We start from the raw sequence: 22,147 nt of genomic DNA on the forward strand, positions 1-22,147 counted from the left end.
ATTATTTAACTCCCAACATTTTTTTCAATGTATTGTCCTTGTTGATGAAATGGTGCTTTAACGCAGCCAAAGCATGGATTACTGCGAGTCCTATCAGGCCATATGCCAGGTATTCGTGGATTTCGCCTGCAATGTCAGACTGATCTGGAAACAGTTCGCCCATCGCGGGTACAGAAAACCAATTAAAAACGTCAATAGCTCGCCCGTCTTCAGTCGAAATCAGATACCCAGACATAAAAATGCCAAACATCATCAGGTAAAGCAGAAAATGGGCGATTTTAGCGCTCACTATTTCCCAGCGTGCACCTTCGATTACGGGTGATTTTGCTAATAATTTCCACAACAAACGAAAAACCGTGACAATTGCCAGACAGATACCGACTGACTTATGCCAGAACGGTGCGGTTTGATACCATTTTGAGTAGTAATTCAGATCTACCATCCAGAAGCCTACTGCAAAGAGCCCAATGACAACGATTGCCGTCAGCCAATGGATAATGACCGTTAATGGGTCGTAAACTTGTTTTTGTTTCATGACCGGCACACTCATCACTATGAATGATTACTATTTTAGATTGTCTGAAAAAGAATATAAGGTGTCGTAGTTGAACAACAACATCGAATAATTTGAATGAACCTTTTCCATTTGATGCCTAAGTTAGCGATATGACGGTAAAAAAGACAAATTTTATGATCGGTTTGACGGAAAAGTATTTGTTTCAGAATGAGATAGAAGTCTCATTGAAAATGGTGTGAGAAAAAATGAGCCGTACCTGCAATGCAGTTACGGCTCTGGATATGGTTTTTGGCGTGGCCCCGGAAAGCTCTATTTCAAGGGGCACTTTTTGCATGGAGACCGTTTTTTCTGCGCGGAATGTTTTTCTCAATCCGCATTAACGCAAAATGTTATTTTCGTGGCGCCAGTCCATGATGGTCCACTCATTCATTTGTGCATGGAGCGCCAGTGCCGGATCCGGATTTACCGCGAAAGGACGGTCTACCGCATCCAGCATAGGTAAATCATTAATGGAGTCACTGTAGCCATAACTGCCCTTAAATTGGGTGTCCTGCTCATCCAGCCAAGCTTTCATCCTTATCACCTTTCCATGTTGATAGGTCAGAGTTCCTGAGGTCTTTCCGGTTAAAATACCGTTGATATGTTCAAGTTTTATGGCAATGGCATCGTCTGCGCCTATCATGGCAGCAATGGGTTTGACCAGGTGTTCGCCAGTTGCTGAGATGATCAGCACTTTATCTCCCCGCTTTTTGTGCCATTGAATGCGTTCAATGGCGTCATCATATAAGGCTGGCTTGATTTTTTTCTCGATGAAGTCGTCAACCAAGGCATTGAGAGCCTGGTAGTCCATGCCCGCGATTGGCTTTAAGGTGGCTGCCATATAAGCATCCATATCCATTTCACCTTTTGCGTAGGCTTTCATCATTTCCTGCTCTTCCTCAAGCAGTGAAGCGGGAGCGATACCTTGCTCAACCAGGTAAGCAATCCACAAGCTGGCGGAATCAGCGGCGATGAGGGTTTCATCGAGGTCAAACACAGCGAGGTAAGGATTGGCTTTTGCTGTAGGAATACTGGAGATCAACGTCTGTTCCTATTTTATTGTGAGTACTAATATTCAGTTTCTACTGGCATCCGCTCAGTTTGCAACAAGCCTATGCAAGATGTGTGACACTTATGTTGCGACAAGATGTACTTTTTAAGTCGGCAGGAGAAAGTCAAAATCAGGGCAGGGTGAGGGCGTGCTAACCTCCCGACACCTCATTCTTTGTATTTCATAAACCTGATAACTGGAGTTGGATCTTTGTTCCATTTCTGCCTATAGATTTAATAAATCAACAATATATCTATCTACTTATATGCCTTTCTACGCGCAGGCATGCATTGTTTTACTATTAGGAACAAGGAGCGCGGACAATGAAAAAGACACTGCTGATATTGACCGCTAACCATCTGCTCTTTGTGTTGTTTCTGGTTTTATACAAATTTCTCTGGTTACATACCCAAGGAGAAAATGTTGCTGAGGTGAGTGATTCCTCGGCTTCACTGCTGATAAATGTATATGGTATGTCATTGTTTCCATTGCAATTACTGGTGGAACTGGTTTTTGTACTGCGCCTTGCTTATTTAGTCATCATTAAGAGTGCGCAGTTTGATCATTTTTATGCTTGGTCAGCATGTCTCGCCAGTGGCGGACTGGTGTGCTGGTTTACTTTGGTCCCTCAGTAACTCTCTGTGGTAACGCTATTTCACCTGTATTCTTTGAGGGCTGTGCACGGATACTCAGAGCAGCAGAAAAACAAGGCACAATTCGAGAAAGAGTACTTGAATAAAAGCGTGCACTTTTGTTAAAGAGAGATACCGACAGTTTAGTATCAGATGGTCACTGTAGCAGCGATCGTTGTAGCAACGATCGCTGAATTAATGGTGGCTGGTTACATTCCGTATGGGAATTTTTCTGATAAACCATCAAGGGAGCGACGTACATCTTTCAGGGCCTGAGCGTAGGCATTCAACTGGTGTAAGGTGTAGCTACAGCGTTCCGAAAAATGATGATCGCTGCATTGGAGATCCTGCGTAATTAACGCTTCCGACTGTCTGAAGATAAGGTGATCAGGAATGAAGCAGGCGTGATTGTTTTTCGAACCCGTCATACGCAACTCCGAAATGGGATACACGCCATTGATACTGGCAGACACACTGGTCAATAACACCGGCTTGTGTCCCAGCTCTTTATCTGTACAAAGTAACAGGAAATTTTTCAGGGCGGGTGTCGCCATACCATGCCACTCAGGCGTGATGAGAATTACTGCATCGGCTGCTTGGAGTGTCTGAGCCACTGGCTGCCAGCCGTTCCACTCCTCGGAGCCTGACCAAAATCCTTCATTCCAGAAAGGCAGTGCCAGATCATGTAGATCCAGAACATCTGCGCGTGTAAAGCCTTGCTTCAGGCTCTGAGTTTTTAAGTAATTTGCCACATGCAGGCTCTGAGATGCTTCGCGCTGACTGCCAGAGATAATTAATACATTCATGGTATTGTCCTATTTTGATAGCTGAGTCGTTAAAGTGGTTGTGGTTGCTGCCTGAGGTCGGGGCAGGGAGAAATACAGTGCAATGACAATGCTGAACGCGCCGAGTAACTGGTATTGAGACAATGTTTCACCCAGGATAAAGAACCCCAACAGACAGGCAGAAACAGGACTAAGGAAACCAATGAAAGATGTGGTGACTGTCGGCAGCTTTTCGATGCCTCGGAACCAGATCATATAGCTGAATACTGCGCCGATTAATGCCAGGTAGCTGTAACCCAAGACATTATTCACTGTCAGACTTGATGGGAGCCCTTCCAGTAACAACGTCAGAGGCAGCAGGAACAAACCACCGAAAGTGAGCTGCCAGCCGGTAAAACTGAGCAGTGACAGTCCATCCGGACGCCCCCAGTATTTGGTCAGCACAATACCGCCAGCCATACAGATTGAGCCTGCAACTCCGGCCAGAATGCCTTGCCAACTGATTCCTGCACTGGCATTGAGAACCAGCATAGCGACGCCTGTGATACCAAACACCGCGGCCAGCGCATGGTGAAAACTGAGTCTGGTTTTAAGCAGCATGACGCTGAAGAACATCACAATCAATGGCTGGCATGACATGACCAGAGCGGCAATTCCTCCCGGCAAATAATACGCAGCGACAAAGAGAAAATAGAAGAAAGCGCCAATATTCAGGATGCCGAGTATGGCCACTCGTACCCACCATCCACGGCGGGGAGCCGTCCGGCACAAGGCTAACAGAATCAATCCGGCAGGTAGAGCCCGCAGTGTTGAAGCCAGTAGGGGCATATCCGGCGGCAACAGTTCCGTCGTTACAATGTAGGTACTGCCCCAAACCATCGGTGCAAGTGCTGTAATCAGCAAATTTAAGAGTAATGTGTGCTTGGCCATGACTTCTCCTTGATGACGCACTTGTTGAGTGCGAACAGTTAACTGAGTGCGAGCAGTTAAATTGTTGCCAGCGATCTGCTAGGCAGTTAATCGCGATGTCCTGACTGGGTTAACGTGAATATGATGATTAAAAGTATCTCACATTAGAGATACTTTTAATCTAGCGGGTTGGTTTGTTATGGTCAAGTATCTTTTGTTAAAGATAGTTAAGGGATAATTCACAGAAGTAAGGTGTTAAATAGGCGCTGGAGGTTATGGATTTGTCTGGTAAGATGATTTTTATATTCAAATCAATGCATTTCGGTGTTTGTTTTGATGTTTGTGTAATGATGCAGGCTTTGATTTTGCATCAACGAGGAAGGAAAGAAACAAAACGTTACGGAGGCCGGAGTGGTGGAAAATCATCGAATAAGACTTGAATTACCCAATATGTGTCATGTTGAATCCATGTATGAGGCGTTCGAAGAGAGTCGGGAAGTACTGGGGCGGTTTATGCCGTGGCCACATGTTGTGTCATCTTTAGATGATATTGCTGAGAACATGCAGCAAGCGATCACAAACAGAGAAAAGTTTGAAGGTGAGTTGCGTTACACCCTAATTTGCAAAGAGACCGAGCGTGTATTGGGGGTGTTAGGGTTAACGATCCTGGATAAAACCGTGCCTTCGTTTGAAATCGGATACTGGTTACGAAACTCAGCTGTAGGTAAAGGTTACATGACAGAAGCGGTTAAGCTGGTGGAGCATTATGCATTTGAAACGTTAAATGCCAACCGTATTCAGATTTGTATGGCAGATAAAAATCTAAAAAGTCGCGCTATCGCAGAACGTTGCGGTTACAACCATGAAGCGACATTACTCAATGCCCGTCGGTTACCCAACGGAGAACTGGGTAATACCCTCATTTATTGTAAATTGCCGGCATAGCTCCTGCGTAGTTCCAGCATAGTTCCCGCATTGTCCCAGAATTATCTCTGCATAACACTGATTGTTGTACGAGAGGCGATTGACACTCCGTGAAGAACGGTTCACGGAGTTAGTCAGCCAGCATCAGGCTCATTTCTGTCACTGGGAAAGCAGATCTTTAAGCAATTAACTCTTCAAGCAAGCAGTCCTTCAAGAAATAGGTTTGTGCTCTCAATAGCTTGGTGCAATGCTGCATCGGGCTGGTCATGTCTGGATATCCAGAGAGCAGACTCCATCAATCCACCGTTTATAAATCGGGCCAGAAGTTCCGGGTCGCTTTCTTTAATAATGGCTAGATCCATTAAAGTACGCAGTCTGTCGGATATGGCGCTGATGCAATTGAGCCTGATGCTGTGTAATTGTTCTGCATCTAAAACAGAATACGCATCGCGCAGCACTATCCGCTGAATTTCAGGTTCGGTCGCCATGGCCAGATAAGCATGACAACGAGCCAGAAAGGCGTCCCATGGTGATTGAATCTCTGAGGCGATGGCCGCTAGTCGCTCATCCATTTCCGCATCAACTTGTTGTAATACGGCAAAAAATAACCCTTTCTTATCACCAAAATGATGGTAAAGAGCACCGCGTGTCAGTCCTGCCTGTGCGGTTAGATCATCCATCACCGTCTCAAAAAAGCCAGCATTCGCAAAGTGCTGGCGAGCTGTGTTTAACAGTTTTAACCGTGTTTCTTCCATCATTTCGGCACGGGTTCGGCGTGTCATCATGCAGTCCTTTTTGAACAAATGTCGGGTATTAAAATATTTGACATACGCTGTGTATGTCAAATATTTTAATATACGCTGCGTATGTGAATGTGTTGGGAATGCAGCAAATTTCGATAAATGGATTTTTAAGGAGAAAATATGGCCAATCCATACCGATTATTGTTTAAAAAGCCGGGGACTGTGGCTTTCACTTTGGCAGGGTTAGTGGCAAGAATGCCAATTTCGATGGTGGGCATTGGAATCATTACAATGGTGGCCCAACTGCGCGATTCTTATTGGTTAGCAGGTGCGTTAGCCGCGACCTTTACGCTCACAATGGCATTTGCGGCTCCACAAATTTCGCGGGCAGTGGATCGTTTGGGGCAATCTACAGTATTACCTTATGTCACTGTCGTTAGTGTACTGGCAATGTGGTTGTTATTACTTTCAGTCAGGATGGGCGTGCCGGACTGGATTTTATTTGTTCTGGCATCCTTAGCCGGATTAATGCCAAGTATGCCTGCGATGGTTAGAGCTCGCTGGACGGAAATTTTACGGGATACACCGGATTTGCATACCGCGTATTCGCTTGAATCAGTACTGGATGAGGTCTGTTTTATTCTTGGCCCGCCGCTGGCCGTAGGATTAAGTGTAATCGTCGCACCGGAAGCTGGTCCTTTGGTTGCGAGCCTGCTTCTTGCCGTTGGAGTGACGGCGTTTGTCATGCAGAAGAAAACCGAACCAAAAGTTACGCCTGAACCAATCGATGACAGCCCGCCACTATTAACATCATTTGCATTTATCACACTTATTCTGGTGTTGATTGCTCTAGGGACAATTGTTGGTTCTATTGATGTCATCAGCGTGGCCTTTGCGGAGCAGCAAGGACAGCAAGTCGCGGCAAGTTTTGTACTTTCTGTTTATGCCATTGGCTCATGCCTGGCGGGGCTGGCTTTTGGTGCAATGAAGCCACAGCGAACTTTGAATCATCAGTTGGCCATCGCGGCAACGGCAACAGCGTTAACAACCTTACCATTGATGTATGTCAGTAATTTATGGATGCTGGCTGGCGTACTTTTCCTGTCAGGAATCTTTTTCGCACCAACCATGATTATTGTGATGGGGATAGTCGAAAAAATGGTGCCTCAAACCAAGCTCACCGAAGGGTTAACCTGGATGATTACCGGTTTGAGTATTGGCGTTGCGACGGGAGCGGCTTTAGGTGGCTGGTTTATTGATCAGCACGGTATATCTTCCGGTTTTCTGCTGGCTGTCTTTTCCGGTATTTTGGTCTTTTTGCTGGCGATTTTGTATCAGTTTACTGGCAGGAATCGAGCCGTTGCGACAGTCTCACAGAAGTTTTAATTTTCTTTTCGCTGCTTATAAGTTTAGGAACTCATACTCTTAGGAGCTTAGCCTCTTAGGGGATCAGAACGACAAAACGCCAGTTGAGAGTACTGGTTTTATCTAACCAAGTTAGGGGCTTGGCGCTAACTTGGTTTTTTCAATCATGCGTAAATAAAAAGCGCGTTTAATCATTTCACGGATTGACGAAGCAGGCTGTTCATCGTTTTCCGGTATGACGATTCATAAGAAGTACTGTCTCCAAATTCTGCTCGCACTATCATTCCCTCAAGGAATGTCAGCAATATTTCGGCATGCTCATGGACCCAGTGGGTGAGATCTTCTTGATCATTACGATCATTTAGCGCTAGCACCAGAGATTGCATTAATGTTTTCAACCACGCTTTATGGGCAAGTGCGTGCTCGGCAATTGCCTGATCATGGCCTTTGAACTCCGCCAGGGCATGCATGAACATACAGCCTTTAAAGTCGGAAGCGTGAAACCACGAAAAATGCCAGTCCAATAAGGCATCAAGTTTACTAAACGGTTCTGGCTGTGCATCTGTCACCGCTTGCAGTTCTTCCTCAAAGCGCTGATGGCGGCGAATTAAGACGGCTTCAATGAGTTTGTTTTTCGAACCGAAGTGGCGGTACATCGATGTCTTCGATACGGCGGCTTTATCCCGAATCAAATCTACGCCAACGGCGGTATATCCTAATTCGTTATACAGCGCTTCAGCGATATTCAGGATGTGATCTTTCTTACTCACGGCTCATCCTCCTCAGGCGTTCCGAAATAATTTAACGCCTATCATAAAAGATTCTTGCGCTCAGGTGTACAGATCTGTATTCTTTTTGTTGTGTACAGATCTGTACACCCGTGAGGTTACACTACTCAGGGGTGGAAAGCGCTGTACGGTTCGTCTTTAAGCCATGTGGATGACACGAAATACGTTTACAAATGTTTCGCGATACAAGCTTTGATTAAAGCTGCCAGAAGAGCTTCAAAAATTTGGCTCGATAAATTCTCAGGAGATGATGATGAAAAAGCTAAAAGGAGGCGGATCGTTGCCGCCAAAACCAAGTAATGTTCAGCTACTAAAAGGCCTGATAGGTGGGTTTCTGGGCATATTAACCTTGGGATTACTCACACAAACGACGGGAAGTGCATGGCTGATGGCACCTTTCGGTGCAACCTGCGTCATATTGTTTGCCGTGCCTGACTCCCCGCTGGCGCAGCCGAGAAATGTGATTGGTGGCCATTTTGTTACTGCGGCAGTCGGGTTGGTTGCGTTGTACACTTTCGGGGATTCGATGCTGGTAATGGCACTTGCTGTGGGTGTCGCCATTATGCTAATGCAATATTTCAGGGTGGTGCATCCGCCGGCGGGCGCAAACCCATTAGCTGTGATTCTTGCTGGTCAGCAAGCCGTCGGTTTTGATTTTCTGATCACACCAGTGCTGGTGGGTAGTGTGATGCTGGTGCTAATCGCGTCCTTTGTTAATAATCTTGGCAAAGAAAACCGCTGGCCGGTTTACTGGCATGGTGTTTCCAGGCAGAAGAGCTAATTGTTTGGATAAACCAGCAAGCCAGTTTGTTGGCTTGCTGGTCAATCAGGAAATAGCCAGAGGCGTGATATCGAAAGGGCTGCCCCCTCAGTAGAGAGGCGGTGCAGTCAACAAAAGATCTGCGCAGTTAACAGATGAGCTACACAATTTATCGCGCAATAAAGAGATTAACTGCGAAGCAATGTCAGCAGACAATTCAGTGCGGTATCCAGGTCGTCATAACGTTTACTTTTTCCCAGAACTCGCATCCCCTGCATGTGATTTAAAATCAGACGAGCCAGATCCTCTGCAGGCAGAGACGATTTTATTTCATTGCTTTGCTGTGCATTTAGTATTGCATGCGTGATCACAAGCAATAACTGGTCAAACAACGCGTTGCCTTTTGTCAGCACGTGCTGATCTTCACCAGCATGTTCAACCAGCGCATTTTGCATAAAGCATCCGCTTGTGTTTTGCCGTTGAATAGCCGCAAACCTTTTCAGAAAAGATTCCAGATCCGGCATTGAAGATGTTTCCTTTGTTAATTCAGACAATGAAGGAAAAGAAATTTTATTGAGGTAGGCATCCAATGCTTCGTAGTACAACTGCTGCTTATCGCCAAATGCATTGTAAAGACTGAAGCGATTGATATTCAGTGCATCCACCAAATCTGAAATCGCGGTATTGGCATAACCTTTCTGCCAGAAAAGCGCCATCGCTTCCATCAACTTTTCATCCCTGTCGAAATTCGCTTTTCTTGCCATCGCACACCTACTCTGAAACAGCTTGTAATTTATTCTTGACCGAACGTTCTGAAACTGTCTAAAGTATAACCTAAACGATCGGTTAGAAAAAGCATAAGGACCAGCAAATGAAGATTTATGAAACGGCCATGACACCGAGCTGTAAGCGTGTCTCAATTTTTTTGAAAGAACTTGGGGTTGAGGTGGACCGAATCGCGTTGAATGTCAGAGAAGGGGATAACCTGCAGCCTGCGTTCAGCTCCAAAAGCGTGAATGGCAAAGTACCGTTGCTGGAATTGGATGACGGAACAACAATTTGTGAGAGTGTGGCAATCTGCCGGTATTTTGATGAAGCGGTGGAGAATGACCTGGCGCTTTTTGGCCGTACGGCTGTGGAAAAAGCCAAGGTAGAGATGTGGCACAGAGTTGTTGAGTTTCAGGGGCTTTACGCTGCTTTTCAGGCGTTTAGGAACATCACTGCTATTTACAGTGACCGGGAAAACTGTGTTGCCGAGTGGGGGCAGGAATCCAAAGAGCGTGTTGGTGCCTTTTTACCGCTACTGGATAAGCAATTGGCAGAAAGTCCTTATGTGGTTTCTGACCGCTTCACAATTGTTGATATTACGGCCTTTATTTTTGTGAACTTCGCAATCAACGGATTGGCGTTTAGCGTGCTCGAGCAATACCCAAATATTGCCCGCTGGTTTGAAACGGTAGCAGCACGTCCCGCGTTTCAGTAACAGGTACTGATATGATTGAACTTTATACAGCGGCAACGCCGAACGGGCACAAAATTTCTATCGCACTGGAAGAAATGGGGCTCGACTATACTGTGCATGCTCTGGATTTGTCGACAAATGTGCAAAAAGAGCCTGCCTTTATTGCCATCAATCCCAATGGCCGTATTCCGGCGATTATCGACAAAAGCAATGACGATTTTGTTGTGTTTGAGTCTGGGGCTATTTTGCTGTACCTCGCCGAGAAAACCGGTAAGTTTCTGCCTAAAGACGAAAAAGCACGCTCTCAGGTTATTCAGTGGCTGATGTTTCAGATGGGAGGTGTAGGCCCTATGATGGGTCAGGCGAATGTCTTTTATCGCTACTTTCCAGAAAAAATTCAGCCAGCTATCGACCGATACCAGAAGGAAGGCCGGCGTTTGTTTGAAGTGATGAACGGACAGCTGGCTAAGCATCGCTATCTTGCCGGGGAGGACTATACCATTGCGGATATGGCGACCTGGCCATGGGTTCGAATCTATGACTGGAGCGGGATTGACATTGAAGGGTTGGATCACCTTCAACGCTGGATGAACGAATTGGCTGAGCGTCCGGCGTGTATTAAAGGCATTAACACTCCGCCGTCAGAAGATATTGATCCGGAAGAAAAAGCAAAACAGATCAGTAAAATGGTGACCAAGTAATCGGTGACTTGGTCGGCGTGACTAAACAATTGTCAGAGTCTGCAAAAGCGAACCCCAGGGTTCGCTTTTATTTTATATGGCGCATAAGAATGAGACATCACTCTTATTTTGAGTGTTTGCTGCTGAGATTGATGGAATGTTTACGAAAGGCATGCAGCATGTTGATAAACTAAATACATCACTTAAGGGAGAGCGTGAGTGTTTTCCAGCGTATGTGGTTGCCCTCTGTGAAAAGCATAAAATCCACTCTTGGCATGCGAGTCGAATCGAAAGGACGTTAAGGAAGCACTGTATGGGAAAACTTTATTCAGAACTGACAGACAAACAGATTGATTTCATTGAACAGCAGAAAATATTTTTTGTCGGGACGGCGGCAGAAACTGGTACTGTAAATATTTCGCCCAAAGGCGGAGATTCGCTGCGTGTACTTGATGAAAATACTATCGCCTGGCTCAACCATACCGGAAGTGGCAATGAATCGGCTGCGCATGTGCTGCGTAACCCCCGCATGACCATCATGTTCTGTGCTTTTGAAGGAGAGCCTTTGATTTTGAGGGCTTACGGGCAGGCGCGGGTAGTCCATGCCAGCGACGGTGCCTGGTCGAGTTTGTTGGATTTGTTCCCGCCCAGTGTCGCCGCGCGGCAAGTGTATGTGCTGGACATTGAAAAAGTACAATCGTCTTGCGGAATGTCTGTGCCTTATTACGACTATCAGGGCGATCGGCAGGAATTAAACAACTGGTTTGAACGAACCGGTGAAGCCGGTATCAAGGATTACTGGGTTAAAAAAAATCAGCAGAGTATCGACGGTTTTGACACTGAGATTGTCGAGCGTGCCGGTTTGCAAAGTCCGAAGGAATAGCGGTAATTCACGCCATATAGGACAGATTCTTTGCGTGCTCCCATTCTGTTTATATTCTCGGGGTTGCCTGCGACAGGCAAAACGACGCTTGCTAAGATGTTGGCTCAGCATTGTCAGGCTACCTATTTGAGGATAGATACTATTGAGCAAGGGTTACGTGACCTTTGTCATATTCAGGTCGAAGGTGAAGGGTATCGGCTCAGTTACCGTATTGCCAGAGACAACCTGTTGCTCGGGAATTCGGTTGTTGCCGATTCCTGCAATCCTATCTGGTTGACTCGAAAAGAGTGGCAGCAGGTAGCGCTTGATGCCGATGAAGAACGGATCTTTTGGGCAACATCGGCTCCTAAAGACAGTACATCGCCTGAAATCGAAACGGAAATCGATATGCAAGTCGCTTTCGGTGCACGAATGGCTGATGGGGAAGAGGACGAAGCCCGAATATCCTTTGTCGATATCGAAATTTGCTGTTCCGACAAGGGCGAACATCGTCGCCGAGTGGAACAACGGGTTGGTGAGCGTATTCATTGGATCGATAATCTCTCCTTACCGGATTGGGAGCAAATTCAGAACCGGGAATACCATCCCTGGTCAGGAGAGGTCATTCATATCGACACCAGCCATCGGAGTGAGGAAGAAGCATTTCAGAGCTTATTGGCTGCTTTAGCTCAGCATGGATTGGAGCTTGCTAAAGACGTTAAATGATTTGGTTAAGAGAGCCATACTTTTAAGCCATCTCTCGAAGCTATACCTCAGCCACACCTCCAAAGTTATACCTCCAAAGCTCAAACAGGGCTCTCCAATCTGCGTTTTGGTGCGGCCGGGATACAGGGACAATACGCATGAACATTTTTGTCTGACAAAAATGAATAAATTTATCATTAAGACTGGACAACCGTTTGCGTAATCGATATCATCCGGCTCCGAAAAACAAAGTCGGTCAGCAGACCACCTTTATTGCACAACTGATTCTGTCAGTTGTCTTTCTTTTTTTCTAAAAGAGGGAGACACAAAAAGGATCAGAATCATGTCATCAGTCACACCATCGGTTGAATCTTCAGCCCAGTCAGTCAATCAGTCAACCAGCTGGCAGACCAAAGCCATTCTCAGCGTAGCGTTTCTCATGGCAACCACCTCTGTGGGGCCGGGATTCCTGACGCAAACTGCCGTGTTTACCAACATGTATCAGATTGACATGGCATTTCCTGTGTTTGCTTCCATGTTCATCACTTTTGGTATTGTCATGAACCTGTGGCGCATTGTCGGCGTATCCGGCCTGCGGATTCAGGACATCGCCAACCGCGTCGCGCCGGGGCTGGGTTACCCGATTGGTATCCTGTTGGCTTTGGGTGCCGTTGCCTTTAACTTTGGTAATGTCAGCGGCTCGGCTCTGGGTATTCAGGTACTGACGGGAGTGGATACCGGATGGGGAGCGCTGTTTACCGGTATTATCGGTAGCCTGCTGTTTGTTATCCATAATGCGTCAAAACGAATGGATCAAATGGCTCGTTACCTTGGGTTATTCATGATTGTGCTGATTGCTTATGTTGCGATGACCAGTCTGCCGCCGCTGATGCCAACAGCAATTGCTGCGGTAGCCCCTTCTGATTACGGTAACCTGTTGCTGCCGACACTGACCATTGTTGGTGGCGCTGTGGGCGGTTATTACACGGGGGCACAACGTCTGGTTGATATCGGCCTGAAAGGCGAAGCCAATGTAGCAGACATTAAACGTGCTGCATGGGCGGGTATTTCCATCGCCGTGGTCATTCGTATTCTGCTGTTCATGGCGATTCTTGGTGTGCTGGTAACCGGCGTTACTCTGGACGCGAAAAATCCGGCTGCTGATGCATTCCGTCACGGAGCTGGCGAGGTGGGTTATTTCATTTTCGGTCTGGTGCTCTTTGTTGCCTCTATCACCTCTGTGGTGGGTAACTCTTACATGGCTATCTCATTGGTGAAAACCCTGTTTCCGGCCATTGCCCGTAATGAGAAAGCCTGGTGTGTCGGTTTTATTCTGGTAACCAGCCTAGGCACGGTGTTCATGAACATGCCGATTTTGCTGTTAATGCTGGCGGGCCTGGTGAACAGTCTTATTCTGCCGATTGTGTTGGCGACAGTACTGGTAGCAACGAAACGTAAAGATATCGTTGGCGATTACCGTCACCCAATGTGGCTGACTCTGATGGGAAGTGCGATTGTATTGGTCATGGGCGCTGCCAGTGCGACCAACATCAGTAACTTCATCGGCAAATTCTTCGGCGCGTAAAGTTAAAGCGCTTGTTTAAATAAATGTAAAGGCACGCCCTCATGGTGTGCCTTTTTTGTTTCTGTTGAGTAAAATCTGAAAATTATGATAGGGTTAGCGGGCCTTAGACCTGTGATTTCGTGTCTCTGCTCGTTATCTCAGGATAAACGAACAATCAACGCATTAACGGAGAGCCAGGATGGCAGAATATACGGCGGAAGTGAAATGGACACGCGGCAAGGATGAAGCCTTCAGCGACAATAAATACAGTCGCGGCCATACCTGGTCGTTTGATGGCGGTGTCACCGTGCCTGCGTCATCCTCTCCCCATGTTGTACCGCTACCTTACTCTGTGGAAGCCAATGTGGATCCCGAAGAAGCGTTGGTGGCTGCATTATCAAGCTGCCATATGCTGGTGTTCTTATCGATTGCTGCCAAGCGGAATTATGTGGTCGAGTCTTATGTCGATAATGCTGTTGGTATCATGGAAGATGATGAAAACGGTCGGACCTTTGTCTCGAAAGTGACTTTACGACCCAAAATCACATTTTCCGGGGAACGTCAGCCAACGGTTGAGCAACTGGAAAAACTCCATCATATTTCACACGAAAACTGCTTTATTGCTAATTCCGTGAAAACGGAAGTGACAACAGAAATTTTGGTTTGAACCAAGGTTGATTCGGTGGAAACATGAATCTTGAAATTACAGAAACACTTTCGGCAACGGAAGAATACGTGGCGCTTAGGGTGACAGCCGGGCTGTCAGCCAAATCCCTGGAAGCGGCAAAAATTGGGCTACCCAACTCACTGTACATGGTGTGTATTCGTGATAACACCAAACTGGTAGGAATGGGGCGTGTCGTTGGGGACGGCGCATGCAATTTTGAAATTGTCGATGTCGCGGTTGACCCTGCATATCAGGGGCAGGGGCTTGGCAAACAAGTAATGCATCATATCGACCGTTATTTACAGCGCACAGTGCTGGAAGGCTCGTATGTTTCGATGATTGCTGACGAACCCTCATTCTATGAAAAACTGGGGTATCGGCTAACCGCTCCCCGAAGCGAGGGAATGACAAAAAAATTTCTACCTCAGTCTCCTCACACCTGATAGCCATCTTCTCGCACCGGTACTTTTGCGTATAAAAGAGCTTAGTGCCAGTGCTGATCTGTTTGGTTCGTATCCGTTGGCTGCGACAAAATAAACAGGGAGTGACACCACTCCCTGTTTTTCTGATTGTTTAAACTATTTCTACACTCATTTATCTCATGCACGCTTATTTTTTCCATTTTTGCGCGCAGTATCTGTTGATTAAGGGAGGACAAATTTTCTTTTTATCTATGACTACACAGTTTTTGACGCATGATGTTTAGTTGTCAGAGATGCTTTTTTGTGGACCAACATCCGTTGAAAATAAAATTCATTAATTTTGCCGATATCTTAATATTAATTTTTATAATTGATGTTTTAGTATTGTTTATCTGATTTTATGACGAAATTTGAATATAAAATCTATTAGACGAATTATATTTTAGTACATTTTTAATATTATGAAGCAATTGGTTACAATCATTTTTTCGTCTAAATTTGTTAATGATGTTGAACTTTAATCTCACAATGATTTATTTAAATAGTTGTTAGCGCTGCTTTATGTTTATTTAAAGTCCTTGCTACTTAATGGGCTTTATCTCTAGTTGATTTATCTTTTTTGTTTGATAGAGTCAAAGCATTAAATACGATTTATAACAGATAAAAATAAAGTTGATATTTTCGTAAGGTACTAAATAGTAGTTTATGGATAATTAAGAGGAAATAGTGCTTAAAATAATTCAGCTTGTTGCTGCATTATTGCAACGTTTTATTTTAACCAGTGATGTGGTGACTTATCAGTCCCCTCTGTTTTTACAACATCTTCTGGAAAAACATGAAAAAAATAAGCTGTCACCTTGCCGAAGAAAAATCGCGGTTGGTGACAGAATCAGTTTTTTAAACTTAGTCACTAACGAATACTCTCATGTCATCCTGGTTTCATCACAACACAGTGAACCGGAACATGGTTTGATATCATCGTATTCGTACTTAGGAGGAATGTTACTCGGGCTTTCGCAAAGCGATCAGTTTGAGATCTATGTGTGGGGCAGAGTGCATCGGTTTGAAGTTACTACCGTCATGCCGAAAAAAACCATTTAAGAACTTGTATAAGCTTTTTAGCAAGACCATTTTGGTAAGGAGTTAAAATGAGTAAAAAAGATTTGAAAAAACCGCAGTTAAGTTTAAAAGAAAAACGTAAAGCAAAACAGGAGAAAGCCGCTGAAAACACTGTCGAAAAACAACGTAAAAGCCGTAAAAAGTAATTATAAATACGTATTTTCATCATATAGCCAGTATGATTTCATACTGGCTTTTTATTATTTATTCTGTAATGAACGGTTAAGCACTGAACAACGCGGAAATGATAGCTGTGTTGAAAATGATATATTGATAAGACGATCATAAACTTTTCACTGATTTAGCGTTATTATTCACCCGTCTTAAAGACAGCCTTATTAAGCAAGCGTTAAGCATGTAAGAACTGTAATAAGGTGAAAATATTATTAATCTAGTGAAACAGGAGAGCGTCATGTTCAGCCACGTTTTTGTTGGTAGCAATGACCTGGAAAAATCAAAGCACTTTTACGACGCTATTTTTGGCGCATTGGGCTACCGTTCAGGAGTCAGTGTCGGCGATGAGCGTTATGTGTATTCGAATGACAAAGGTTTCTTTGCCATTACTCGCCCGATTGATGGCCAGCCAGCAACGTCAGCGAATGGTAGCACCATTGGTTTCTATGCCAAGACGCAGGAAGCCGTAGACAACTGGCATGCTGCCGGTGTCGAGAATGGCGGCATGTCTATTGAAGAGCCACCAGGCGTGCGTGATACCCCATTTGGCGCAATTTATCTGGCTTACCTCCGTGATCCGGACGGTAATAAGCTTTGTGCCATGTACCGTGTTCAGGCCTGAACCTCGGTAGACAACAGCGTTAAACCTTCAATAAGTGGCAACATGTAGGCATTAGAAGCTGGTATCAACCCTTATAGTGACCACGTGTTAACCCGTTGGGGTAGTAAAGTCATTGATCAAGCGAATCTAACGGTTCGCTTTTTTGATCCCGAATTCTGCATGTTGACGCCAGGCCGTCTAAGAATTTGCTGCCGAAGAAAGTAAAAAGGCGAACCCTGAGGTTCGCCTTTATGTTTTTCTGGTATATCAGAAAAAGTATCTATTAATCTTCGATGTAGTTCTCGATGCTTGGGCAAGAACACACCAGATTACGGTCGCCGTACACGTTGTCAACACGGTTAACGGTTGGCCAGTACTTCGACTCTTTCGTGTGTGCTGATGGGTAGCAACCCAGTTCGCGGCTGTAGCTGCGGTTCCACTCTGGATCCATAATGTCAGCCTGAGTGTGAGGTGCATTAACCAGTGGGTTATCTTTCAGATCCCACTCACCATCCTGAACACGGGCAATTTCGTGACGGATTGAGATCATGGCATCACAGAAACGATCCAGCTCAGTCAGGTCTTCCGATTCAGTCGGCTCAATCATCAGGGTGCCGGCAACCGGGAATGACATGGTTGGCGCGTGGAAACCGTAGTCCATCAGGCGCTTGGCAACATCTTCTTCAGAGATACCTGACGCTTCTTTGATTGGACGGATGTCAATAATACACTCGTGCGCAATACGACCGTGAGTACCGCGGTAGAGTACTGGGTAGTGTGGGCGCAAACGTTCCATCACGTAGTTCGCGTTCAGGATTGCCAGGCTTGTTGCTTTCGACAGACCTTCTTCGCCCATCATCGCGATGTAAGCATAAGAAATTGGCAGAATCGACGCTGAACCAAAGTTTGCAGCAGAAACCGCGTACTGAGGCTTGTCGCTTTCTGATTTCTCAACGTGGCCAGGCAGGAATGGTGCCAGGTGAGATTTCACACCAATTGGACCCATGCCCGGACCGCCGCCACCGTGTGGGATACAGAACGTTTTGTGCAGGTTCAGGTGAGAAACGTCAGAGCCGATGAAACCTGGGTTAGTCAGACCAACCTGTGCGTTCATGTTCGCGCCGTCCAGGTAAACCTGGCCGCCAGCTGCGTGTACCAGTTCACAAACTTCCTGTACGGTCTCTTCGTAGACACCGTGAGTGGAAGGGTAGGTGATCATGATGCACGACAGGTTATCACGGTGCTTCTCAATCTTCGCTTTCAGATCTTCAACGTCGATGTTGCCGTTTGCATCACAACCAACAACAACGACCTTCATTGATACCATGGCAGCTGAAGCAGGGTTAGTACCGTGCGCTGAGCTTGGGATCAGACAGACGTTGCGGTGGCCTTCGCCGTTCGCTTCGTGGTAGCGCTGAATCGCAACCAGACCGGCATATTCACCCTGAGCACCAGAGTTAGGCTGCAGTGAGAATGCATCGTAGCCAGTCACTGAACACAGCATTTCAGACAGCTTGTCGGTCAGTTCTGCGTAGCCTTTGGTTTGCTCTGCAGGAGCAAACGGGTGAAGCGCACCAAACTCAGGCCAGGTAATTGGAATCATCTCAGCGGCCGCGTTCAGTTTCATGGTGCAGCTGCCCAGTGGGATCATACCGTGGGTCAGTGAGTAGTCTTTGTTTTCCAGCTTCTTCATGTAACGCATCATGCGCGTTTCACTGTGGTACTTGTTGAACACAGTGTGCGTCAGGTATGCGCTGCTGCGGCGACAGCTTTCAGGAATCGCGGCAAACTCATCGCTCGCGATATCAGCTGTGAACATGGATGCTTTCAGGTTGTCACCACCAAACAGAGCCAGCAGTTCCTCAACGTGCTCAACTTTGGTTGTTTCATCCAGGCTGATACCCAGTTGCGTATCGTACTTACGCAGGTTGATGCCCGCATCCAACGCTTTCTTGTAGAATTCGTTTGTTTTCTTGCCAGTGTTCAGAGTCAGAGTATCGAAGAAGGTGTCGTTTGCCAGTTCGATACCGGTATTACGCAGACCCGCAGCCAGAATTGCTGTCAGGTGGTGGACACGGCGGCTGATCTTACGCAGCCCTTCCGGACCGTGGTACAGCGCGTAGAAAGCAGCCATGTTGGCCAGCAGTGCCTGCGCAGTACAAATGTTAGAGGTCGCTTTTTCGCGACGGATGTGCTGTTCACGCGTCTGCATTGCCATACGCAGTGCCTGGTTATCACGCGCATCTTTAGAGACACCGATAACGCGGCCTGGCATTGTACGTTTGTGAGCATCTTTAGTTGCCATGAAACCAGCGTGTGGACCACCAAAGCCCATTGGTACACCAAAGCGCTGGGCAGAACCGATGACAACGTCTGCACCCATTTCGCCCGGCGATTTCAGCAGGGTCAGTGCCAGCAGGTCGGAAGCAACAGCAACCAGTGTTTTCTTCGCGTGCGCTTTTTCGATGATTTCTGTCAGGTCAACGATGTTACCTGTTGTGCCTGGGTATTGAACCAGTGCACCAAAGACATCGTGGTTATCCAGCTCGTCAATGCTGCCGGAAATGATTTCAATGCCGATGTAACCGGCACGGGTACGAACAACATCAACAGTTTGCGGATGTAGATCGTTAGAAACGAAGAACGCTTTGCTCTTGTTCTTGCTGGCGCGCTGACACAGGGTCATGGCTTCTGCCGCTGCGGTTGCTTCATCAAGCAGGGAAGCGTTGGCCAGTTCCATGCCCGTCAGATCCATCACCATCTGCTGGTAGTTCAGCAGTGATTCCAGACGACCTTGTGAGATCTCAGGTTGGTATGGTGTGTAAGCGGTATACCAGCCTGGATTTTCCAGCACGTTGCGCAGGATTACGTTAGGGGTGTAGGTGTTGTAGTAACCCTGACCGATATAACTGCGATTGATGATATTTTTGCTGGCAATAGCTTTCAGCGATGACAGCAAATCTGCTTCGCTCAGTGGAGCGTCTAGCTTCATTGGCTCTGGCAGACGAATAGCAGCCGGTACAGTTTCAGCAATCAGCTGCTCGAGACTAGCGACGCCAATGGTTTCCAGCATGTGTTTTTGTTGTGCTGAATCCGGGCCATTGTGACGAGCTACAAATTCCTTGTCGTCACTCAGTGCATTTAGAAGAGTCATGTCGGTCATGGTTCTTTCCTGAACAGTTACTATCTGATGCTTGTGAGCATCATGCATCAGACGGGTCATCGAAAAATTGAGTTGTGTAGATGGAAGACCGGCTTTCAGGCTAAGCCTAAAAACCGGTGACTCAATTAATCTTCGTCGATAGTGGCTAGGTATTTTTCACCGTCGATCAGTTTTTCAAGCTCTGCAACGTCAGAGATCTTGATTTTAGCAATCCAGCCGCCTTCATAAGGTTCTTCGTTAACCAGCTCTGGGCTGTCTTCCAGGTTTTCGTTGATTTCAACGATTTCACCTGAAACCGGTGCATAGATGTCAGACGCCGCTTTTACAGACTCAACCAGTGAGAAAGATTCGCCGGCTTCCGTTGTGTCACCAACTTCTGGCAGATCAACAAATACAACATCACCAAGTAGACCTTGAGCGTGGTCAGAGATACCCATAGTGATAGTGCCGTCACCGTTGTCGCGTACCCACTCGTGGCTTTCAGTGAACTTCAGTGTATTTTCCATGTATAACTCCTTGCGCAATCTTTCCGCAGATATTGTTAGTTTTCCCGGCCGGTAGCCAGCCGGTGTTGTTATTCCGTTTCTTTATACTTAGTGGTAAAGCGGGAAGCGGCTGCACAGTTTCTGTACCTGTTGCTTCACTTGCTGCTCTACCGCACTGTTGTCTTCCGGGTTTGCTGCCAGACCGTCCAGAACATCACCGATCCATTCACCGATTTGTTTGAACTCATCCTGACCAAAGCCACGGCTTGTACCCGCAGGCGTACCCAAGCGGATACCTGATGTCACCATCGGTTTTTCAGGATCAAACGGGATTCCGTTCTTGTTACAAGTGATACCGGCGCGCTCCAGCGCTTCTTCAACCTGATTGCCTTTTAGACCTTTAGGACGCAGGTCTACCAGCATCAGGTGCGTGTCTGTACCGCCGGTCACGATATCGCACCCGCGAGCTTGCAGCACTTCGGCCAAGACTTTCGCGTTGCTGATCACATTCTTGATATAAAGCTTGAATTCCGGCTCTAGCGCTTCACCCAGTGCGACGGCCTTACCCGCGATGACATGCATCAACGGACCGCCTTGCAGGCCAGGGAAAACCGCAGAGTTGATTTTCTTATTAATTTCTTCGTGATTCGTCAGAATCATCCCGCCACGCGGACCACGCAGTGTCTTGTGTGTCGTCGTAGTTACGACGTGAGCATGGGGAATCGGACTTGGGTGCTCACCTGCTGCAATTAAACCGGCAATGTGTGCCATGTCGACCATCAGGTAAGCACCGACTTCATCTGCAATCGCACGGAACTTAGCAAAGTCGATTTGACGAGGAATGGCTGAACCACCGGCAATAATCAGCTTAGGCTGGCTTTCCAGTGCCAGCTCTCGAACCTGTTCATAGTTGATTTCGCAGGTATCTTTATCCACACCGTACTGAACAGCGTTAAACCACTTACCGGAAAGTGCAGGGCGTGCACCGTGAGTCAGGTGGCCACCGGCATCCAGTGACATACCCAGAATCGTGTCACCCGGCTGCAGCAGTGCCAGCATTACTGCGCCGTTTGCCTGTGCGCCTGAGTGTGGCTGTACGTTTACGTATTCGCATTGGAAAAGTTGTTTGGCGCGGGCAATCGCGATGCGCTCGACTTCGTCAACGTGCTCACAACCACCGTAGTAACGGCGTCCGGCATAGCCTTCTGCATATTTGTTAGTCAGGCAGCTACCCTGGGCTTGCATTACCGCTTTAGAGACGATGTTCTCAGAAGCAATCAGCTCGATTTGCTGGTTCTGACGGTCAAGCTCTGCGGCAATCCCGGCATTCACGGCACCATCAACCTGTGCCAGGTTGGTGGAGAAAAACATCTCTAAATCGTGGTTTTGATATGAAGCTTTCATTTCACGTTATCCTCTAATCGCGCTCTTGTAAGGGAGGTTCCTTGTTCCGAGCCAAAGCGTGTTGTTCGTTATGGATAATGTTTGCCGCGGGTTGCCTGTACCGGGTAGACCGTATCGGTTGAGTGTGGCCCCGAGATCTTACAACTGCGTAACATACTTCATTATAGATAGCCGATTAAACAAAAATTTCCAATAGTGGAATACGATGTACTTTAATGGCGGCAATCTTACGCAAACGTTTGCCTTTTGTCACCTGAATTTCTACAATAGCGCTAACTTTTTCACAATATTGTGTGCTGGTCAGGGTGTTTTTAAAACGTTACAAA

General features: G+C 46.6%; 23 protein-coding genes. 13 read left to right on the forward strand and 10 right to left on the reverse strand.

Annotated features, from left to right (window positions below):
- Position 1 precedes the first annotated feature (1 nt).
- Both FH974_RS18845 and FH974_RS18850 read right to left on the reverse strand, forming a co-directional pair.
- Positions 2-535, reverse strand: coding sequence for a cytochrome b (locus FH974_RS18845; protein ID WP_047884511.1), 534 nt, complete (start codon positions 533-535; stop codon positions 2-4).
- A 358-nt stretch (positions 536-893) separates the two neighbouring features.
- On the reverse strand, positions 894-1,598 hold the full coding sequence (locus tag FH974_RS18850) for an HAD family hydrolase (RefSeq protein WP_107193834.1): 705 nt from the start codon (positions 1,596-1,598) through the stop codon (positions 894-896).
- Positions 1,599-1,930: 332 nt separating this feature from the next.
- On the opposite strand from FH974_RS18850, the gene FH974_RS18855 reads away from it, so the two are divergent.
- Entirely contained in the window at positions 1,931-2,242 is a 312-nt protein-coding gene (locus FH974_RS18855; RefSeq protein ID WP_047884510.1) for a hypothetical protein, read from the forward strand.
- Between the two features lie 206 nt (positions 2,243-2,448).
- Here the strand turns inward: FH974_RS18855 and FH974_RS18860 are convergent, their stop codons facing one another.
- Positions 2,449-3,045 carry an NADPH-dependent FMN reductase gene (locus FH974_RS18860; protein ID WP_047884509.1) on the reverse strand — a complete coding sequence of 199 codons (597 nt, stop codon included), beginning with the start codon at positions 3,043-3,045 and terminating at the stop codon, positions 2,449-2,451.
- Positions 3,046-3,054: 9 nt separating this feature from the next.
- Entirely contained in the window at positions 3,055-3,954 is a 900-nt protein-coding gene (locus FH974_RS18865) for an EamA family transporter (protein ID WP_047884508.1), read from the reverse strand.
- A 393-nt stretch (positions 3,955-4,347) separates the two neighbouring features.
- Here FH974_RS18865 and FH974_RS18870 point away from each other — a divergent pair, with 393 nt between their 5' ends.
- Positions 4,348-4,878: a GNAT family N-acetyltransferase gene (locus FH974_RS18870; RefSeq protein WP_047884838.1), complete on the forward strand. Its 531-nt coding sequence runs from the start codon at positions 4,348-4,350 to the stop codon at positions 4,876-4,878.
- A gap of 173 nt (positions 4,879-5,051) precedes the next feature.
- Here FH974_RS18870 and FH974_RS18875 read toward each other — a convergent pair whose 3' ends face one another.
- Positions 5,052-5,639: a TetR/AcrR family transcriptional regulator gene (locus FH974_RS18875; protein ID WP_047884507.1), complete on the reverse strand. Its 588-nt coding sequence runs from the start codon at positions 5,637-5,639 to the stop codon at positions 5,052-5,054.
- A gap of 141 nt (positions 5,640-5,780) precedes the next feature.
- Here FH974_RS18875 and FH974_RS18880 point away from each other — a divergent pair, with 141 nt between their 5' ends.
- Entirely contained in the window at positions 5,781-6,986 is a 1,206-nt protein-coding gene (locus FH974_RS18880) for an MFS transporter (RefSeq protein WP_047884506.1), read from the forward strand.
- A 170-nt stretch (positions 6,987-7,156) separates the two neighbouring features.
- Here FH974_RS18880 and FH974_RS18885 read toward each other — a convergent pair whose 3' ends face one another.
- Positions 7,157-7,735, reverse strand: coding sequence for a TetR/AcrR family transcriptional regulator (locus FH974_RS18885; RefSeq protein WP_047884505.1), 579 nt, complete (start codon positions 7,733-7,735; stop codon positions 7,157-7,159).
- 268 nt (positions 7,736-8,003) lie between these two features.
- Here FH974_RS18885 and FH974_RS18890 point away from each other — a divergent pair, with 268 nt between their 5' ends.
- Complete coding sequence (locus FH974_RS18890) at positions 8,004-8,534, forward strand: HPP family protein (RefSeq protein ID WP_047884504.1); 531 nt, start codon at positions 8,004-8,006, stop codon at positions 8,532-8,534.
- Positions 8,535-8,701: 167 nt separating this feature from the next.
- On the opposite strand, the gene FH974_RS18895 is transcribed toward FH974_RS18890, so the two are convergent.
- On the reverse strand, positions 8,702-9,277 hold the full coding sequence (locus FH974_RS18895; RefSeq protein ID WP_047884503.1) for a TetR/AcrR family transcriptional regulator: 576 nt from the start codon (positions 9,275-9,277) through the stop codon (positions 8,702-8,704).
- Between the two features lie 107 nt (positions 9,278-9,384).
- Here FH974_RS18895 and FH974_RS18900 point away from each other — a divergent pair, with 107 nt between their 5' ends.
- The 9 genes from FH974_RS18900 (at position 9,385) to FH974_RS18940 (ending at position 16,790) form a co-directional block, all read left to right on the forward strand.
- A complete protein-coding gene (locus tag FH974_RS18900) occupies positions 9,385-9,996 on the forward strand; it encodes a glutathione S-transferase (protein WP_047884502.1) in 612 nt (203 codons plus the stop codon).
- Between the two features lie 11 nt (positions 9,997-10,007).
- Positions 10,008-10,676, forward strand: a complete 669-nt coding sequence (locus FH974_RS18905; RefSeq protein WP_047884501.1) for a glutathione S-transferase family protein — start codon at positions 10,008-10,010, stop codon at positions 10,674-10,676.
- Between the two features lie 292 nt (positions 10,677-10,968).
- Positions 10,969-11,538 (forward strand): pyridoxamine 5'-phosphate oxidase family protein, encoded by a 570-nt coding sequence (locus FH974_RS18910; RefSeq protein WP_047884500.1) that lies wholly within the window; start codon positions 10,969-10,971, stop codon positions 11,536-11,538.
- 30 nt (positions 11,539-11,568) lie between these two features.
- Positions 11,569-12,243 carry a P-loop nucleotide/nucleoside kinase family protein gene (locus FH974_RS26460; RefSeq protein ID WP_047884499.1) on the forward strand — a complete coding sequence of 225 codons (675 nt, stop codon included), beginning with the start codon at positions 11,569-11,571 and terminating at the stop codon, positions 12,241-12,243.
- Between the two features lie 322 nt (positions 12,244-12,565).
- A complete protein-coding gene (locus tag FH974_RS18920; RefSeq protein ID WP_047884498.1) occupies positions 12,566-13,807 on the forward strand; it encodes an NRAMP family divalent metal transporter in 1,242 nt (413 codons plus the stop codon).
- A 178-nt stretch (positions 13,808-13,985) separates the two neighbouring features.
- Positions 13,986-14,453: an OsmC family protein gene (locus FH974_RS18925; protein ID WP_047884497.1), complete on the forward strand. Its 468-nt coding sequence runs from the start codon at positions 13,986-13,988 to the stop codon at positions 14,451-14,453.
- 23 nt (positions 14,454-14,476) lie between these two features.
- Entirely contained in the window at positions 14,477-14,896 is a 420-nt protein-coding gene (locus tag FH974_RS18930) for a GNAT family N-acetyltransferase (RefSeq protein WP_047884496.1), read from the forward strand.
- Between the two features lie 705 nt (positions 14,897-15,601).
- Positions 15,602-15,976, forward strand: a complete 375-nt coding sequence (locus FH974_RS18935; RefSeq protein ID WP_047884495.1) for a GreA/GreB family elongation factor — start codon at positions 15,602-15,604, stop codon at positions 15,974-15,976.
- Between the two features lie 430 nt (positions 15,977-16,406).
- Positions 16,407-16,790, forward strand: coding sequence for a VOC family protein (locus tag FH974_RS18940; protein ID WP_047884494.1), 384 nt, complete (start codon positions 16,407-16,409; stop codon positions 16,788-16,790).
- Positions 16,791-17,052: 262 nt separating this feature from the next.
- Here the strand turns inward: FH974_RS18940 and gcvP are convergent, their stop codons facing one another.
- From gcvP to FH974_RS18955, 3 genes are all read right to left on the reverse strand, one after another.
- Entirely contained in the window at positions 17,053-19,932 is a 2,880-nt protein-coding gene (gcvP, locus tag FH974_RS18945) for an aminomethyl-transferring glycine dehydrogenase (RefSeq protein ID WP_047884493.1), read from the reverse strand.
- 125 nt (positions 19,933-20,057) lie between these two features.
- Complete coding sequence (gcvH, locus tag FH974_RS18950) at positions 20,058-20,438, reverse strand: glycine cleavage system protein GcvH (RefSeq protein WP_047884492.1); 381 nt, start codon at positions 20,436-20,438, stop codon at positions 20,058-20,060.
- A gap of 87 nt (positions 20,439-20,525) precedes the next feature.
- Positions 20,526-21,821, reverse strand: a complete 1,296-nt coding sequence (locus tag FH974_RS18955; RefSeq protein ID WP_047884491.1) for a serine hydroxymethyltransferase — start codon at positions 21,819-21,821, stop codon at positions 20,526-20,528.
- Between the last annotated feature and the right edge of the window lie 326 nt (positions 21,822-22,147).

It is taken from the genome of Photobacterium ganghwense (assembly GCF_017329545.1).
GTDB lineage: Bacteria > Pseudomonadota > Gammaproteobacteria > Enterobacterales > Vibrionaceae > Photobacterium > Photobacterium ganghwense.

Bases quoted from the DNA above. Each gene is read 5' to 3' on its own strand.
- FH974_RS18845 (WP_047884511.1), bottom strand. From the start codon at position 535: ATGAAACAAAAACAAGTTTACGACCCATTAACGGTCATTATCCATTGG.
- FH974_RS18855 (WP_047884510.1), top strand. From the start codon at position 1,931: ATGAAAAAGACACTGCTGATATTGACCGCTAACCATCTGCTCTTTGTG.
- FH974_RS18860 (WP_047884509.1), bottom strand. From the start codon at position 3,045: ATGAATGTATTAATTATCTCTGGCAGTCAGCGCGAAGCATCTCAGAGC.
- FH974_RS18865 (WP_047884508.1), bottom strand. From the start codon at position 3,954: ATGGCCAAGCACACATTACTCTTAAATTTGCTGATTACAGCACTTGCA.
- FH974_RS18875 (WP_047884507.1), bottom strand. From the start codon at position 5,639: ATGACACGCCGAACCCGTGCCGAAATGATGGAAGAAACACGGTTAAAA.
- FH974_RS18880 (WP_047884506.1), top strand. From the start codon at position 5,781: ATGGCCAATCCATACCGATTATTGTTTAAAAAGCCGGGGACTGTGGCT.
- FH974_RS18890 (WP_047884504.1), top strand. From the start codon at position 8,004: ATGATGAAAAAGCTAAAAGGAGGCGGATCGTTGCCGCCAAAACCAAGT.
- FH974_RS18895 (WP_047884503.1), bottom strand. From the start codon at position 9,277: ATGGCAAGAAAAGCGAATTTCGACAGGGATGAAAAGTTGATGGAAGCG.
- FH974_RS18900 (WP_047884502.1), top strand. From the start codon at position 9,385: ATGAAGATTTATGAAACGGCCATGACACCGAGCTGTAAGCGTGTCTCA.
- FH974_RS18905 (WP_047884501.1), top strand. From the start codon at position 10,008: ATGATTGAACTTTATACAGCGGCAACGCCGAACGGGCACAAAATTTCT.
- FH974_RS18910 (WP_047884500.1), top strand. From the start codon at position 10,969: ATGGGAAAACTTTATTCAGAACTGACAGACAAACAGATTGATTTCATT.
- FH974_RS18920 (WP_047884498.1), top strand. From the start codon at position 12,566: ATGTCATCAGTCACACCATCGGTTGAATCTTCAGCCCAGTCAGTCAAT.
- FH974_RS18925 (WP_047884497.1), top strand. From the start codon at position 13,986: ATGGCAGAATATACGGCGGAAGTGAAATGGACACGCGGCAAGGATGAA.
- FH974_RS18930 (WP_047884496.1), top strand. From the start codon at position 14,477: ATGAATCTTGAAATTACAGAAACACTTTCGGCAACGGAAGAATACGTG.
- FH974_RS18940 (WP_047884494.1), top strand. From the start codon at position 16,407: ATGTTCAGCCACGTTTTTGTTGGTAGCAATGACCTGGAAAAATCAAAG.
- gcvP (WP_047884493.1), bottom strand. From the start codon at position 19,932: ATGACCGACATGACTCTTCTAAATGCACTGAGTGACGACAAGGAATTT.
- gcvH (WP_047884492.1), bottom strand. From the start codon at position 20,438: ATGGAAAATACACTGAAGTTCACTGAAAGCCACGAGTGGGTACGCGAC.
- FH974_RS18955 (WP_047884491.1), bottom strand. From the start codon at position 21,821: ATGAAAGCTTCATATCAAAACCACGATTTAGAGATGTTTTTCTCCACC.